Annotated in this window: 11 protein-coding genes; 7 read left to right on the top strand and 4 right to left on the bottom strand. The window is 50.4% G+C overall.

All coding sequences use genetic code 11. The features are described from left to right. Nucleotides 1-200: 200 nt before the first annotated feature. Nucleotides 201-773 (top strand): elongation factor P-like protein YeiP, encoded by a 573-nt coding sequence (yeiP, locus tag ACLJXE_RS01935; protein ID WP_286629126.1) that lies wholly within the window; start codon nucleotides 201-203, stop codon nucleotides 771-773. A gap of 55 nt (nucleotides 774-828) precedes the next feature. Here yeiP and torD read toward each other — a convergent pair whose 3' ends face one another. Genes torD through torC form a run of 3 tightly spaced genes read right to left on the bottom strand, consistent with a single transcriptional unit; the run spans nucleotide 829 to nucleotide 5,092 of the window. After that, the gene (gene torD / locus ACLJXE_RS01930) at nucleotides 829-1,461 is read right to left on the bottom strand and encodes a molecular chaperone TorD (RefSeq protein ID WP_410749948.1); all 633 of its coding nucleotides are present in this window, start codon (nucleotides 1,459-1,461) and stop codon (nucleotides 829-831) included. Next, complete coding sequence (gene torA / locus ACLJXE_RS01925) at nucleotides 1,451-3,949, bottom strand: trimethylamine-N-oxide reductase TorA (protein WP_410749947.1); 2,499 nt, start codon at nucleotides 3,947-3,949, stop codon at nucleotides 1,451-1,453. Before torA ends, torD begins: the two co-directional genes overlap by 11 nt. Before the next feature lie 12 nt (nucleotides 3,950-3,961). After that, nucleotides 3,962-5,092: a pentaheme c-type cytochrome TorC gene (gene torC / locus ACLJXE_RS01920; protein ID WP_410749946.1), complete on the bottom strand. Its 1,131-nt coding sequence runs from the start codon at nucleotides 5,090-5,092 to the stop codon at nucleotides 3,962-3,964. Nucleotides 5,093-5,259: 167 nt separating this feature from the next. Between torC and ACLJXE_RS01915 the strand changes: the two genes are divergently transcribed. Next, nucleotides 5,260-6,741 (top strand): PLP-dependent aminotransferase family protein, encoded by a 1,482-nt coding sequence (locus ACLJXE_RS01915; protein ID WP_410749945.1) that lies wholly within the window; start codon nucleotides 5,260-5,262, stop codon nucleotides 6,739-6,741. A 71-nt stretch (nucleotides 6,742-6,812) separates the two neighbouring features. Here the strand turns inward: ACLJXE_RS01915 and uxuA are convergent, their stop codons facing one another. Next, nucleotides 6,813-8,003 (bottom strand): mannonate dehydratase, encoded by a 1,191-nt coding sequence (uxuA, locus tag ACLJXE_RS01910; protein WP_410749944.1) that lies wholly within the window; start codon nucleotides 8,001-8,003, stop codon nucleotides 6,813-6,815. Between the two features lie 202 nt (nucleotides 8,004-8,205). On the opposite strand from uxuA, the gene ACLJXE_RS01905 reads away from it, so the two are divergent. The 5 genes from ACLJXE_RS01905 to ACLJXE_RS01885 all read left to right on the top strand — a co-directional run bounded on the left by ACLJXE_RS01905 (nucleotide 8,206) and on the right by ACLJXE_RS01885 (nucleotide 14,251). Beyond that, on the top strand, nucleotides 8,206-9,672 hold the full coding sequence (locus tag ACLJXE_RS01905; protein WP_410749943.1) for a mannitol dehydrogenase family protein: 1,467 nt from the start codon (nucleotides 8,206-8,208) through the stop codon (nucleotides 9,670-9,672). A gap of 119 nt (nucleotides 9,673-9,791) precedes the next feature. After that, on the top strand, nucleotides 9,792-10,778 hold the full coding sequence (locus ACLJXE_RS01900; protein ID WP_271440084.1) for a CobW family GTP-binding protein: 987 nt from the start codon (nucleotides 9,792-9,794) through the stop codon (nucleotides 10,776-10,778). Between the two features lie 34 nt (nucleotides 10,779-10,812). After that, on the top strand, nucleotides 10,813-11,526 hold the full coding sequence (locus ACLJXE_RS01895) for a phosphatase PAP2 family protein (RefSeq protein WP_410749942.1): 714 nt from the start codon (nucleotides 10,813-10,815) through the stop codon (nucleotides 11,524-11,526). A 413-nt stretch (nucleotides 11,527-11,939) separates the two neighbouring features. Next, on the top strand, nucleotides 11,940-12,509 hold the full coding sequence (mepS, locus tag ACLJXE_RS01890) for a bifunctional murein DD-endopeptidase/murein LD-carboxypeptidase (RefSeq protein WP_286629119.1): 570 nt from the start codon (nucleotides 11,940-11,942) through the stop codon (nucleotides 12,507-12,509). 182 nt (nucleotides 12,510-12,691) lie between these two features. Continuing rightward, a complete protein-coding gene (locus tag ACLJXE_RS01885; protein WP_410749941.1) occupies nucleotides 12,692-14,251 on the top strand; it encodes a cyclic di-GMP phosphodiesterase in 1,560 nt (519 codons plus the stop codon). The last annotated feature ends 22 nt before the right edge of the window (nucleotides 14,252-14,273 follow it).

Genomic DNA, 14,273 nt, shown 5'->3' with positions numbered 1-14,273 from the left:
CAGGTAGCGAACAGTATACACAAATTCATTCGGCGTGCCTCAAGATAGCAGATGCACAGCCAACAACGAGGCAACCAGAAGGGTGGAGTGTATACCCCCTTTTTTGCACCAGCAAAAGTGTGAATTCCGCTTGCCTGAATGCCCCGGCGCGAGTAGTTTGACGCGATATTTTAGACACTCCTCACTACAGGATTTTTTCGATGCCAAGAGCGAACGAAATTAAAAAAGGTATGGTACTGAATTACAACGGCAAGCTGCTGATTGTAAAAGATATCGATATTCAATCACCGTCCGCACGTGGTGCAGCTACGCTGTACAAAATGCGTTTTTCTGATGTCCGCACGGGTCTGAAAGTTGAAGAGCGCTTCAAAGGCGACGATATCGTAGATACTGTCACCCTGAGCCGCCGCGGGGTTGATTTCTCCTACGTCGATGGCAACGAATATGTCTTTATGGATAAAGAAGACTATACCCCGTATACCTTCACCAAAGACCAGATTGAAGAAGAGCTGCTGTTCATCCCGGAAGGCGGGATGCCGGACATGCAGGTACTGCTCTGGGACGGCCAATTACTGGCGCTTGAACTGCCGCAGACCGTAGATCTGGAAATCGTTGAAACCGCACCGGGTATTAAAGGTGCTTCAGCGAGTGCGCGCAACAAGCCAGCAACTATGAGCACCGGCCTGGTGATCCAGGTTCCTGAGTATCTGAGTGCAGGTGAGAAAATCCGTATTCATATCGAAGAACGCCGCTATATGGGTCGCGCAGACTAATACCTCTGCCGCACAGTGACGATCAGGGACAGCGCAGGCTGTCCCTTTGTCATTTTCAGCGTTGGCTACTGAGATAAAAATCATCCATCAACAGTGATTCCAGATACAGCTCATCTTCCCGTATAAAACCCACAATTACGCTAACCGCCCGCGCATAGAATCCCTCCTCATCACGCTGCTGGCAGCTATCACGAAACAAGGGTGCCCAACACATAATGTGATGATGCAAAAAGTAATATTGTGCAGATAGCGTTTCCTTTTTGGTCACCATCCTCGCCATCAACGCCAGCTGTATAGCGATATGATCGGAGGGTTCATTTTCCTGCGCAGCCAGTCCGTGTTCAACCAACAGTACATTCATTTGTCGGCGTTCTTCAGCCGCCGTTGTATGTGGATAATGTCCCGCATACGGGGAAACACCGCCGGGCGGCGCCAGCAAAAATAACGTTGCAAAATCTGCGGCCAGCTCCAGTTGTCGGCTTTCACGACGCAGAACCTGCGTAAGGCTACGTTCCAGTTTTTTAACATCCAGCGAAAGCCCAGGGATACCCGCCAGCGACGCAAGCCACTGCCGGTTTTCCTCACTTTCAAGACGAGCGAGTTGTTTCTGGTCCAGCTCACGAAACAGCAATTGCGAAAACCACTGATAGACCGCGGCACGTTGCTGACAAATAAGGTTATGCTGCATTTTCCCCCTCCTCTTTAACGGTTTCTGGTCCACCGAATCCCGTAACCTGCGGAGCCTTCTCCTGATAACGTTCAACCTCCACCAGCACGGTATGCGCTGAAGGCCCTTGCGCCAGTTGAGACGTACCAATATCCGCGCTCAGAACATTAGGATCGCCATAGGTACAGAGCGTCCCTGCTTTCCCACCTTCCCGTGGGGAATACCATGCCCCTTCATGAATGCGGATCACGCCAGAGGTAAAATCAGGGCTAATCACCACCCCCGCCAGCACCTGACCGCGCGCGTTAAAGACCCGCGCAATATCCCCGGCTTTTAACCCCCGCGCGGCAGCATCTTGCTCGCTGATGTAAAGCGGTTCTCTTCCGGCTACTGCATATGTGCTGCGAAACGCATCACTTGAGCACAACTGGGAGTGCAGACGTTTATCCGGGTGACAGGATTGCAGGTGCAGTGGATATTTGTCTTTCCTGCCCTGATGGCTACGTTCAAACGGCTCCATCCACACCGGATGCCCTGGGCAATCCTCATACTGAAAACCAGCGATCGTTTTGCTGTAAATTTCAATCAGACCTGATGGTGTACCCAGAGGATTAAGATCGGGCTGATCGCGAAATTCGCCATGACGAACCCACGGTTGTCCCGCGGGATATTCAACATACCCTTCACCTTTCCAGAACGTGTCAAAGTCTGGCAACGTGACACCGAGCGAGGCCCCCATTTTGACCCCTTCGTCATAGAGTGTTTGTACCCACTGCATTTCATCGCGGTTTTCCCGGTATACCGCCTCCTTGCCAAAACGTTTACAGAGTCCGGCAAATACGTCGAAATCATGCCGCGCTTCATATTGCGGTTTGACGATCTGATGCAGTGCCATCAGTCCCTTATTCGAATGAGTGCCAAACTGCTCAATATCATTGCGTTCAAAGCGTGTAGTCACAGGCAGGACAATATCGGCAAAACGACAGGATGCGGTCCATTGGTGATCTAACACCACCACGGTCTCCAGTTTCTTCCACGCCTCGATCATTCGGTTGCGATCCTGCTGGGCGTGGAACGGGTTAGCCGCGCTGAAGATCGCCATTTTGATGTCAGGGTAGATTAACGTCTCACCGTTAAAGGCGATTTTTTTGCCCGGTTCCAGCAGGCAATCAACAATACGTGAGGTAGGAATATGCTCAGATACGCCGCGAAAATCCGGTTTATACTTCGCCTCTGGCGGATTGTTAATGCTCCCCAGCCCAGATAGTACCGGTCCGGCTGACGTCACCGTCCCTCCGCCGTTGTAGTGCCAGCCGAACCCCACACCACCGCCCGGTAAGCCAATTTGACCGACCATACTGGCCAGCACCACCAGCATCCAGGGATACTGTTCGCCATGGTGCATACGCTGTACGCACCAGCCGCCCATAAACTGCGTCCGGCCTTTCACCAACAGCCGGGCAAAATCACGGATCTGATCCGCCGTCAGCCCACAGATTTCCGCGGCCCACTCGGCATTTTTCGGTTGCTTGTCTGTTTCTCCCATCAGGTAGGGTAAAAACTGCTCGAAGCCGACGGTGTAGTCGTTAATGAATACCGTGTCGTACAGTTTTTCTTCATACAGGGTATGTGCGAGTGCCAGCAGTAACGCAACGTCGGTTTGTGGTCGTAACGCCAGCTGTTCACACCCCAGAAAATTTTGCGATTTGCTCCGCACCGGATCAACACTGATGACGCGCATTTTGCCTTGGGCGACGGCCTCTTTGATCTGCTGCCAGTAGCCAAACGCGTCGTGATCGGGAACCAAAAATTCAATCTGCAAATTCTTAATGGGATCACAGCCCCACAGTACGATGGTATTGCTGTTCTCGATAACCAGCGGCAGCGAGGTTTGCTGTTCATAGACTTCAAGCGAACCAATAACATGAGGCAAAATCACCTGTGCTGCAGCCGCTGAGTAGTCGCCTACGGTCGTCACATAGCTACCATGCAAACCGAGCCCTCTGTCCATTGCACCGCCAGCCTTATGGTATTTGCCCACCATTTGCCAATCCGCCAGCCCGGTAAAGACGCCGGATGAACCATAGGTTTTTTGCACCCGTTCAAGCTCTTCATAAAACAGGTCCAACGCCTGATCCCAACTAACTCGCACAAAACGATTATCTCCCCGCTGGCTACGATCCGACTTCTCACGCTTGCGTAACCAGTCCAGTCGAACCATCGGATAGCGAATCCGTGAAGGGTTATAGACGATTTCACGTACCGCATTGAGCATCTCGCACGGGTATTTGTCATGTTTGAACGGACGCGTTTCCGTCCACTCGCCGTTAACCACTTTGGCTTCAAAAGCACCATAATGGGAGCCAGACTGGATCCATTGTTCGGGGTTTTCCCCCGCCGCCCATACTTTTGATATCAGCGGGTTAGGCGCCAGCGCACTGGCGGCACCAACCGCCAGCATTCCGGTCAGAAAACGACGGCGGGACGGATTAAAGTCATGAATATCCATATTTTATCCTTATTATTTGTTAGGTTCAGACACATCGCTGGCGTGGGTCTGGAGGTATTTCAACAACGTACGTTCTTCCACCGGATTGAGTCGATAATAGGTCGACATCGCTTTCAGTCCGGCAATCCAGCCATTGGCGGTGTATCGGGTAGCTGGCGGCGTGCTGTGACAGGCGCTACACGTCGATTGCAGCATCTGATCTGAGTACTCCCACACCGGTGTAATGCTATCGATGAGTCCCTGCGCGGAGGTCCATGCGGTCACGCTAACCTGCTGCCATTCCTGATGTGAAGCAGGGTCAGTCTGGGTTTGCAGGTCTTTCACGGTTTCCATCAGTGAAGCATCAAGGACCGCGGAAAATACGCGTTTGCCCATATACTGGGTGATCACCCGCCCACGCCCCTTGCTTTCACGCCAGCCCGTCACCTCCAGCTGGACGTTGCTCCCCTCTTTTTGCAGCACCTTGACCTGGGTTGCCGGAAATAACAGCGCTTTCCCTGCTGGCGCTCCCGCCGTCGCTGTCAGTGTTTTTTCGCTTAACGAAAACAGCATCGTCGCAGTTGATCGTTTTTCTCCTTGCTGTTGTAGCTGCTTGTAACGTTCGCGAAAGCCACTGCTCATGTCCGGTTTGTGGTGCGCGATCCCTTTGTGACAGTCAATGCAGTTGCTGTCCTTCGCCGCTGCCGCCGTCATCTGCGCCGCGGCATTGGCGGATTGTTTTCCATGATCCATCGCCTCATAGCTGTGACACGATTTACAGGCTGCCGAATTGTTGGCGCTCATCCGCGCCCATTCTCGCTGGGCGAGCTCAGCCCGTTTGGCATTGAACTTTTCCGGGGTATCAATCGAAGGTGAGATAAAGGTGTGGTAGAGATCGTTTAAGGCTTCCGTTTTGCGGATAAGCGTCGGGAAGACTCCCGGGGGAATGTGGCAATCCTTACACTCCGCTCGCACACCAGAGGCATTACGAAAATGCACACTGGTTTTATACTCCTCTCCTGGTGTGCGCATCGAGTGGCACGATAAACAAAACTCCGTAGTGCTGGTGTAATGTACGCCCTGCCATGTTCCCCAAATGACAATGGCCATTACGACTGCGCCACCTAACGCACACCAGAGCGCGTTCTTTTTTATCCACGACATACCTGCCTCCATTTTTTTAATAACGTCACGCTAAGGGATATTAAAAATCAAAAATAGAGACAGCGATTTCATATTATAGGAACAGCATTAACTCTATGAGGTTTATCAAAACAGTAATATTCTGAAACGTGTAATATGCCGTTATTGTTTAAACAAGGAATTTCCTCATGCTGACACTGTCTCTCAATAGGGAAAGTCGCACCCCGCTACAATTGCAGATTTTTCAATTTTACTTTCAGGCAATTCAGCAAGGCGATTTGCTTTGCGGGGATAAACTGCCCTCTATCCGCGAGCAGGCACAGACACTAAATGTGGCCAAAATCACGGTGGTCATGGCGTATGAAAAATTGATGGCGGCCGGTTTTATTAAAAGCAGGCAGGGTATCGGCTATGAAGTCACATTTACGGCACCTATGCGTAGTCCCCCGGTACACGTGCCGTCTGCGGAAGGATCTCCGCCGATAAAACCTAAGCCTGCCGGTGTTTCTACCGATGTTTACGGTGAAATGGGGCGTGAGTGCTATTGCCGGATGGGAGTCCCTGACCCCAATGCGTTTCCCTGGTCAAGCTGGCGTAAATGGAATAATGCCCCCAGCGTACTTAAAGAGCAGCTACTGACTCGATATCATTCACCAAACGGATTATTTTCATTACGTGAGCAAATTGTCAGATACCTTAATTTATCCCGCGGCATTAATACCAGTGCACAAAACATCATCATTACTGATGGAATTCAGGAAGGATTATCACTGCTCAGTCAAATATTTATTATCCATCATGCGCTAAGCCAGAATAAAAAGTGTCACGTGGTCGCCGAATCACCTTGTTATTCTGGTGCATGGCATCTGTTTAATTATTATGGTGCCGATATTACGTCTATTGCCGTGGATAATCACGGGCTATGTACCGATAATTTACCTGAGATTGAAACCCAGCTTTGTTATGTGACACCTGCTCATCAGTATCCAATGGGCAGTGTTCTGTCACTTGAACGACGTAAGTCATTACTCACGTGGGCACAGCGAGTGGGCGCCTGGATTATTGAAGACGATTACGACGCTGTATTTACGTATGGTGAGAATCCCCTTCCGGCACTGAAAGCCATGGATTACCACAACCGGGTTATCTACATGGGGACCTTCTCAAAAACGCTGGGACCGGGGGCACGTCTCGGTTACCTCGTTTGCCCTGATGAACTGCTGCCCGCCGTTCAAAATATGAAAGCGCTGAACAACAATGGTAGCCAGTGGTTATTGCAGCAGTTTTTAGCCGAGTTAATGCAAAACCAGGTGTTTTATACCCATCTCGGCAAGCTAGCCTGCAACTACGCAGCACGCCTTGCATTACTGCGTGATGGCTTATCAGCCCTGTTCCCTGAAGGAAAGATCGATGGTGCCACGGCAGGATTACATCTCTCATTACGCATTAACTGGTCGCCTGACGTCATCGCGAAACTACGCCAGCGCTGCCTGCTGGCAGGGGTACGCTTTGATACATTACAGGAAATTGAAAACGGCTCAGAAACCGCCTGGCGGCAAAAAAATTCCGATGCGGTGATGTTCTTTGGCTTTGGCGGGTTGCAGGTGCCGCACCTCAGAAAGGTATTAAACGTACTGGAGCAGGAGATGTGTGCGTTATTGCAGCAATAACAACGCACCTGAGTATTGCCGGGGGGCGGGACAAGCGCCATCCGGCAATTTATGGCCTCGTGTTGAGCGAATTACAGCAGATCGCGGAACTGCGTTTTTTTCAGCGCCAGCTCCACGCCGCGAACTTCTGCCAGCCCTTTCAGGCGACCAATCGCGGAATAGCCCGGATTCGTTTTCTTGTGCAGATCGTCAAGCATCTGATGTCCATGATCCGGGCGCATTGGGATCGGACGCAAATCGCCCGCTTTCTTTCGGCGTTGCTCTTCGCTCAAAATGGCTGCCACCACCGATACCATATCCACGTCGCCCTGCAAGTGTGCACCTTCGTGAAAGGTTTTCGGATTTTCTTCACGGCAGGTTGAACGCAAGTGTGTGAAGTGAATACGATCGCCAAAGGTTTCAATCATTTTTACCAGGTCGTTGTCGGCGCGCACGCCATACGATCCGGTACACATGGTGAAACCATTATTGATGCTATCTACCGTTTCTTTCAGCCATTGCATATCTTCAATGGTCGACACGATACGTGGCAGACCGAGGATTGGCCGTGGCGGATCATCAGGATGCACCGCCAGGCGTACGCCAACTTCCTCAGCAACAGGCACAATCGCCCGCAGGAATACAGCCATGTTATTGCGCAGATCGTTTTTGCTGATCCCATCATATTCCGCCAGGCGCGCGCGGAATTGATCCAGCGTATAACCTTCTTCGGCACCAGGCAGGCCAGCTATAATGTTGCGGGTCAGCTTTTCAATATCAGCAGCGGTCATTGCATTGAAATAATCCCGCGCCTGGCGCTGCTCTTCAGCGGTGTAATCGGCTTCGGCACCCGGACGTTGCAGAATGTGCAATTCAAAAGCCGCAAACGCAATCTGGTCAAAGCGCAGCGCTTTGGACCCATCCGGTAACTGATATTCAAGGTCGGTACGCGTCCAGTCCAGGATCGGCATGAAGTTGTAGCACACGGTATCAATGCCGCAGGTCGCCAGGTTTCGAATACTTTGCTGGTAGTTTGCAATCCACGTCTGATATTGGCCGGACTGTGTTTTGATGTCTTCGTGGACAGGGATACTTTCCACCACCGACCAGGTCAGCCCTTTTTCGGCCAGAATCGCCTGGCGCTTTTGAATTTCTTCTACGGGCCACACTTCACCGTTTGGAATGTGGTGCAAGGCGGTCACAACACCCGTTGCGCCAGCCTGACGCACATCATCAAGCGATACTGGATCGTTTGGTCCGTACCAACGCCAGGTTTGTTCCATTGCTTCACCTCACAAGTTGTTATACCAAATTAAACGACTGTTATGATGACTACCATACAGGCATCCGGTCCACGATCAACACATCGCCTATCATTGATTGATCCAGCTCACATTACCCGGATAAATGAGGCACACCAATTCAATTTGTTGTCATATAACTTTATACTGCCATTGTTAATTAATGGTTAATCAGGTGTATTTAATGAAGACTATTGCCTCAGCGTCTCTTGCGGAAAATGTCGTGATACCTCAGTACGATCGCCAACAGCTAAAAACGCGGATCGTACATTTTGGTTTCGGTGCATTTCATCGTGCCCATCAGGCGTTATTGACCGACCGGGTATTAAATTTGCAGGGCGGAGACTGGGGGATTTGTGAGATCAGCCTGTTCAGCGGCGACCGACTGATGAGTCAGCTACGCGAGCAGGATCATTTATTTACCGTGCTGGAAAAAGGTGCAGCCGGTAACCAGCCGATTATCGTCGGGGCCGTCAACGAGTGCCTGAATGCAAAGCTGGATTCACTGGCTGCCATTATCGAAAAATTTTGCGAGCCTCAGGTCGCGATTGTCTCGTTAACCATTACGGAAAAAGGCTACTGTATTGATCCTGCCACCGGGTCACTCGATATCGCTAACCCGCGTATTATTCACGATCTGCAAGTACCGGATGAACCACACTCTGCGCCGGGTATTATTGTTGAGGCACTGCACCGCCGACGTCAACGTGGGCTGCAACCGTTTACTGTTCTCTCCTGTGATAACATCCCGGACAATGGTCATGTGGTAAAAAACGCCGTACTGGGAATGGCGGAGAAACGCTCGCCTGAGTTGGCTAACTGGATACAGGAGCACGTCAGTTTCCCGGGAACCATGGTAGACCGGATTGTCCCGGCTGCGACTGAAGAATCCCTGGATGAAATTGCCCGCGAATTAGGCGTGGCAGACCCTTGTGCAATCAGCTGCGAGCCGTTTATTCAGTGGGTCATTGAAGACCATTTTGTCAGCGGCCGTCCGCAATGGGAAACTGCCGGTGTACAGATGGTTGATGATGTTTTGCCGTGGGAGCAAATGAAACTACGGATGCTGAACGGTAGCCATTCGTTTCTCGCTTACCTCGGTTATCTGGCGGGATTCCAGCATATCAGCGACTGTATGCAGGACAGCGCATTTCGCGAAGCGGCTCACCGCCTGATGCTCAGCGAACAAGCCCCGACGCTGCGCATCACTAATGTTGATTTAGACCAGTATGCAGACAGCCTGCTGGAACGCTTTGCCAATCCGGCGCTAAAACATAAAACCTGGCAAATCGCGATGGATGGCAGTCAAAAATTACCCCAACGTATGCTGGACGGGATTCGCGTTCATTTAGCACGTCAAAGCGAGTGGCCGCTGCTGGCACTCGGCATTGCAGGCTGGATGCGCTACGTAAGCGGGATTGATGATTCCGGTGCAATGATTGATATTCGTGACCCGATGAGTGACAAAATCCGCACTATCGTCGAACAGAGTACGGAATCAGAACGTGTCAGCGCGCTGCTTTCACTGCACGAAATCTTCGCCACTGACCTCGCACAGAACCCACAATTCGTCGAAACCGTGGAACGAGCCTGGCAACGTATCGCCCAATACGGTGCACATCAGGCTGTCATCGAGACGTTAAAACGTTAACGATTTCTGCCATTAAACAGGACGAAGTTCGTCTTCGTCCTCTCTGCCCTTCTCTTTTCCCCCGTTTTTCGCCAGGATTGTTAAGAGCCATTACGGTAATTTATGATTCTGGAGTAAACGTGACTAAAACCAATCTCATCACGGGTTTTCTCGGCAGTGGCAAAACCACATCTATTCTTCATCTACTGGCCAACAAAGATCCCGCAGAGAAGTGGGCCGTTCTGGTCAATGAGTTTGGCGAAGTGGGTATCGACGGCGCTCTGCTGGCCGATAGCGGCGCATTGCTCAAAGAGATCCCCGGCGGCTGTATGTGCTGCGTTAATGGTTTGCCCATGCAGGTTGGTCTCAATACGTTGTTACGCCAGGGAAAACCGGATCGGCTGCTGATTGAGCCCACCGGTCTCGGGCATCCCAAACAGATTCTGGATTTACTGACCGCGCCGGTTTACGAACCGTGGATCGACCTGCGCGCAACGATCTGTATCCTTGATCCGCGCCTGTTGCTGGATGAAAAAAGCGTAGCGAATGAGAATTTCCGCGATCAGTTGGCATCTGCCGATATCATCGTTGCCAATAAATCCGATCGTGCCACAACAGAAAGCGAAATTGCGCTGCAAACCTGGTGGCAGCACTACGGCGGCAACCGCCAGTTAGTTCACGCCGATCATGGACAAATCGACGGACAACTACTGGATTTGCCCCGGCTGAATCTGACGGAGCTTCCCTCCAGCGCGGCACATACTCACCAGCATGCTGATAAAAAAGGGCTGGCAGCCCTAAGCTTGCCTGCGCAGCAACGCTGGCGTCGCAGTCTGAACAGCGGTCAGGGACATCAGGCCTGCGGCTGGATTTTTGACGCTGACACGGTGTTCGATACCATCGGCCTGCTGGAATGGTCACGTCTCGCCCCTGTTGGGCGTGTGAAGGGAGTGATGCGTATTAAAGAGGGGCTGGTGCGTATCAACCGTCAGGGTGAGGACTGGCATATTGAGACTCAAAACGTCGCTCCTCCTGATAGCCGTATTGAACTCATCTCCGATACCGAGACCGACTGGAATGCATTACAGAGTGCATTGTTGAGGCTTCGTTTAGACGTTGGCGCGTAAGGTTGCCTCCGTTTTATGGCAATGGTAAACGACGATGAAAACCCGATACCCTCTGATACTCCTGCTTAATATTGCTGGTCTGGCGCTGTTTCTGTCCTGGTACCTTCCACACGGGCATGGGTTCTGGTTTTCTCTTGATTCGGGCATTTTCCACTTCTTCAATCATAAGCTGGTTGAGAGCCCGCTGTTCCTGTGGATTGTCGCTGTCACCAATAACCGGGCCTTTGACGGCTGTTCATTATTGGCGATGGGGACATTAATGCTGAGTTTTTGGCTAAAAGAAACGCAGGAAGGTCGTCGCCGTATTGTAGCAATTGGGCTGGTGATGCTGCTAACAGCGGTGATATTAAACCAGTTGGGCCAGGCGCTTATTCCGGTTAAGCGCGCCAGCCCCACTCTCACATTCGATAATATTAATCGCGTCAGCGAGCTGCTGCATATTTCAACAAAAGATGCCTCCAGAGACAGTTTTCCTGGCGATCACGGTATGATGCTGCTTATTTTTTCCGCATTTATGCTGCGTTATTTCGGAAAAGTCGCAGGAATAATCGGCCTTATTATCACTGTGGTTTTTGCCTTTCCACGCGTAATGATCGGCGCACATTGGCTCACAGATATCGTGGTAGGTTCAATGACCGTCGTATTGATTGGCTTGCCCTGGTGGTTAATGACGCCATTAAGCGACCGCCTGGTTACGCTGTTTACCCATTATCTTCCCGGCAAAAACAAACAATTTTTAAACAAATAACGCAGAGTAATTAACATCATCAGGGATACTTCTGATTCCCTGATGATATCTGCCGGGAAATTATCATTCTGACTGTCATTCTCCTGTCATATTATTCTTGTTTAAAATGAATGAATTGCGTATTTTTTACCCTATCTGTTCTTAATTTAGCCAATGCCGTTTATTCACTTTCTGTATCACTTTTTCTTATAAGAAATCACGTAAAATCACTCGCAATGACCGGAGCGATCGGGTAATCTCGGACTCGTTTTGCCTCGCGGGATAATTATTCTCTATAAGAATAAATTTGTGCGTTCTGCCACAGATTTGACCTTAAAGAATTGTCTCATTATGCGTTGGTAATTAGTCTCGTCACGTTTGGCATTTTTTATAACGATATTTATCGTTAAGGACTTCAAGGGAAAACAAACAAAATGGTCAAATCTCAACCGATTTTGAGATATATCTTGCGGGGGATACCCGCGATAGCAGTTGCGGTTCTGCTTTCTGCATGTAGCACAACGAACACCGCGAAGAATATGCATTCTGAGACGCATGCTGTGGGCAATGGAGATAACTCTTCACTGCAAGCCTCTCAGGATGAATTTGAAAGTATGGTACGTAATATCGATGTTAAATCACGTATTATGGATCAATACGCTGACTGGAAAGGCGTGCGTTACCGCCTTGGCGGCAGCACTAAAAAAGGTATTGATTGTTCAAGTTTCGTACAACGTACGTTCCGCGAACAATTTGGTTTAGAGCTTCCACGCTCAACCTACGAACAACAGGAAACGGGTAAATCCGTTTCGCGCACTAACCTGCGCACAGGCGATCTGGTTCTGTTCCGTGCTGGCTCTACGGGACGCCACGTCGGTATCTATATCGGCAATAACCAGTTCGTACATGCCTCGACCAGCAGTGGCGTTATCATTTCCAGCATGAACGAGCCTTACTGGAATAAACGTTACAACGAAGCTCGCCGGGTCCTGAGCCGCAGTTAATTTCGTTTGGCAGCTATCCCTTGGCTATCCTGATGAGACTTATCAAAAGCACTGCTTCGGCAGTGCTTTTTGCGTTGCGCCATGTTTAAGAAAAATCTCACTATGCGAATCAATCCAGGTTATAGTTTTACAGATCAAGCAGTTTAATAATAGGCGGATACCCCAGGTAAACATAAGGAACTATGTTCAGACGTCCCTCATCTTCCAGTCGAAATCTCCTTTTTACCTGTATTTTTACGGGGGTAGTCGTCGCGGTACTTGTCAGCGCCCTGCAGTTTTTTACCACCTGGCACAAACGCGATATTAAGTACGAGACGCTTCTTTCCGATATCGATTACTACATCAGCAGTTACCTCTCAGACCTCAAAAACACAACTGATGCCCTGCAGCCGCTGGTCTCATACAATTGCCAACAAGTTGCCGCCAGGCTGACCTCCAGCGCAGCTTTTAACCTCAATGTACGCGCTTTTTTATTGGTAAAAGACGGTATTGCTTTCTGTTCCTCCGCAACTGGCGCGATGGACTCGCCTATTCTGTCGCTGATTCCGAAGCTGGATATCCACAAAGATGTCGATGTGGAATTACTGTCCGGTACCCCGATGATGCCTGACAATCCGGCGATCATGATTTGGCACCGGAATCCTTCATTTAATAATAGCGGCGTGTTTTCCTCACTGAATATCAATCTGGCGCCTTACCTGCTCTATACCGCCCGGGAAGATGATTTTGACGGTATTGCGATTATTGTCGGTGATACCGCTATCACGACATTTTCATCCCAACTGATGGACGTCTCCGCGCTTCCGGATACCACCTGGCGCCAGACGACGCTGAAAGGGATCCCTATGAAAATTCGGCTTTACGCGCAAGAGTGGACGTACACTGACGTCTGGTATGCCGTCATGTTGGGATGTATGGTCGGGATCATGACTGGGTTGCTTTTGTGGTACTACATCTACGCCATTCGTTTGCGCCCGGGGAAAGATATTCTCAACGCCATCAAGCACGATCAGTTTTATGTGGTTTACCAACCGGTCGTTGAAATGGAGACGCTGGAAGTAAAAGGCGTGGAAGTATTGTTACGCTGGCGCCACCCGACCACAGGTGAGATCCCGCCAGATGCGTTTATTCACTACGCTGAATCACAACAAATGATTGTGCCGCTGACGCAGCATCTGTTCAAACTGGTGGCCCGTGATGCCCCTGCATTAAAAAAAGTGTTACCGCAAGGTGCAAAGCTCGGACTCAACATCGCTCCGACGCACCTGCATGGTGAGGGCTTTAAAGACGATATTCAGCACCTGAATGCCTCCCTGCCGCCACACCATTTCCAGGTTGTACTGGAAATCACCGAACGCGATATGCTCAATCAGCACGAAGCATCAAAGCTTTTTGAATGGCTACACTCTGCCGGATTCGAAATTGCCATTGATGATTTCGGCACTGGCCACAGCGCACTCATTTATCTGGAACGCTTTACCGTGGACTATCTGAAAATCGACCGAGGATTTATCAACGCCATTGGGACAGAAACGCTTACATCTCCGGTACTGGATGCTGTATTGACACTGTCTAAGCGTCTTAATATGCTGACGGTTGCTGAAGGGGTAGAAACGCCAGAGCAAGCCCGATGGCTGCGCGATCGCGGAGTTCATTTCTTCCAGGGATACTGGATCAGCCGCCCATTAACGCTTGATAATTTTGTGCGTTGGATGGCGCAACCCGATAAGCCAACGTGGTGATCGCACCAGGCGATTCATATAT

The organism is Citrobacter sp. U14242, from assembly GCF_046555775.1.
Lineage (GTDB): Bacteria > Pseudomonadota > Gammaproteobacteria > Enterobacterales > Enterobacteriaceae > Citrobacter.
Note: the sequence above shows the minus strand (reverse complement) of the source record. Positions and strands in the feature narration are given on the sequence as shown.

What these genes read in the sequence shown, in the direction of transcription:
- yeiP (WP_286629126.1), top strand. Translation starts at nt 201, where the DNA reads ATGCCAAGAGCGAACGAAATTAAAAAAGGTATGGTACTGAATTACAAC.
- torD (WP_410749948.1), bottom strand. Translation starts at nt 1,461, where the DNA reads ATGCAGCATAACCTTATTTGTCAGCAACGTGCCGCGGTCTATCAGTGG.
- torA (WP_410749947.1), bottom strand. Translation starts at nt 3,949, where the DNA reads ATGGATATTCATGACTTTAATCCGTCCCGCCGTCGTTTTCTGACCGGA.
- torC (WP_410749946.1), bottom strand. Translation starts at nt 5,092, where the DNA reads ATGTCGTGGATAAAAAAGAACGCGCTCTGGTGTGCGTTAGGTGGCGCA.
- ACLJXE_RS01915 (WP_410749945.1), top strand. Translation starts at nt 5,260, where the DNA reads ATGCTGACACTGTCTCTCAATAGGGAAAGTCGCACCCCGCTACAATTG.
- uxuA (WP_410749944.1), bottom strand. Translation starts at nt 8,003, where the DNA reads ATGGAACAAACCTGGCGTTGGTACGGACCAAACGATCCAGTATCGCTT.
- ACLJXE_RS01905 (WP_410749943.1), top strand. Translation starts at nt 8,206, where the DNA reads ATGAAGACTATTGCCTCAGCGTCTCTTGCGGAAAATGTCGTGATACCT.
- ACLJXE_RS01895 (WP_410749942.1), top strand. Translation starts at nt 10,813, where the DNA reads ATGAAAACCCGATACCCTCTGATACTCCTGCTTAATATTGCTGGTCTG.
- mepS (WP_286629119.1), top strand. Translation starts at nt 11,940, where the DNA reads ATGGTCAAATCTCAACCGATTTTGAGATATATCTTGCGGGGGATACCC.
- ACLJXE_RS01885 (WP_410749941.1), top strand. Translation starts at nt 12,692, where the DNA reads ATGTTCAGACGTCCCTCATCTTCCAGTCGAAATCTCCTTTTTACCTGT.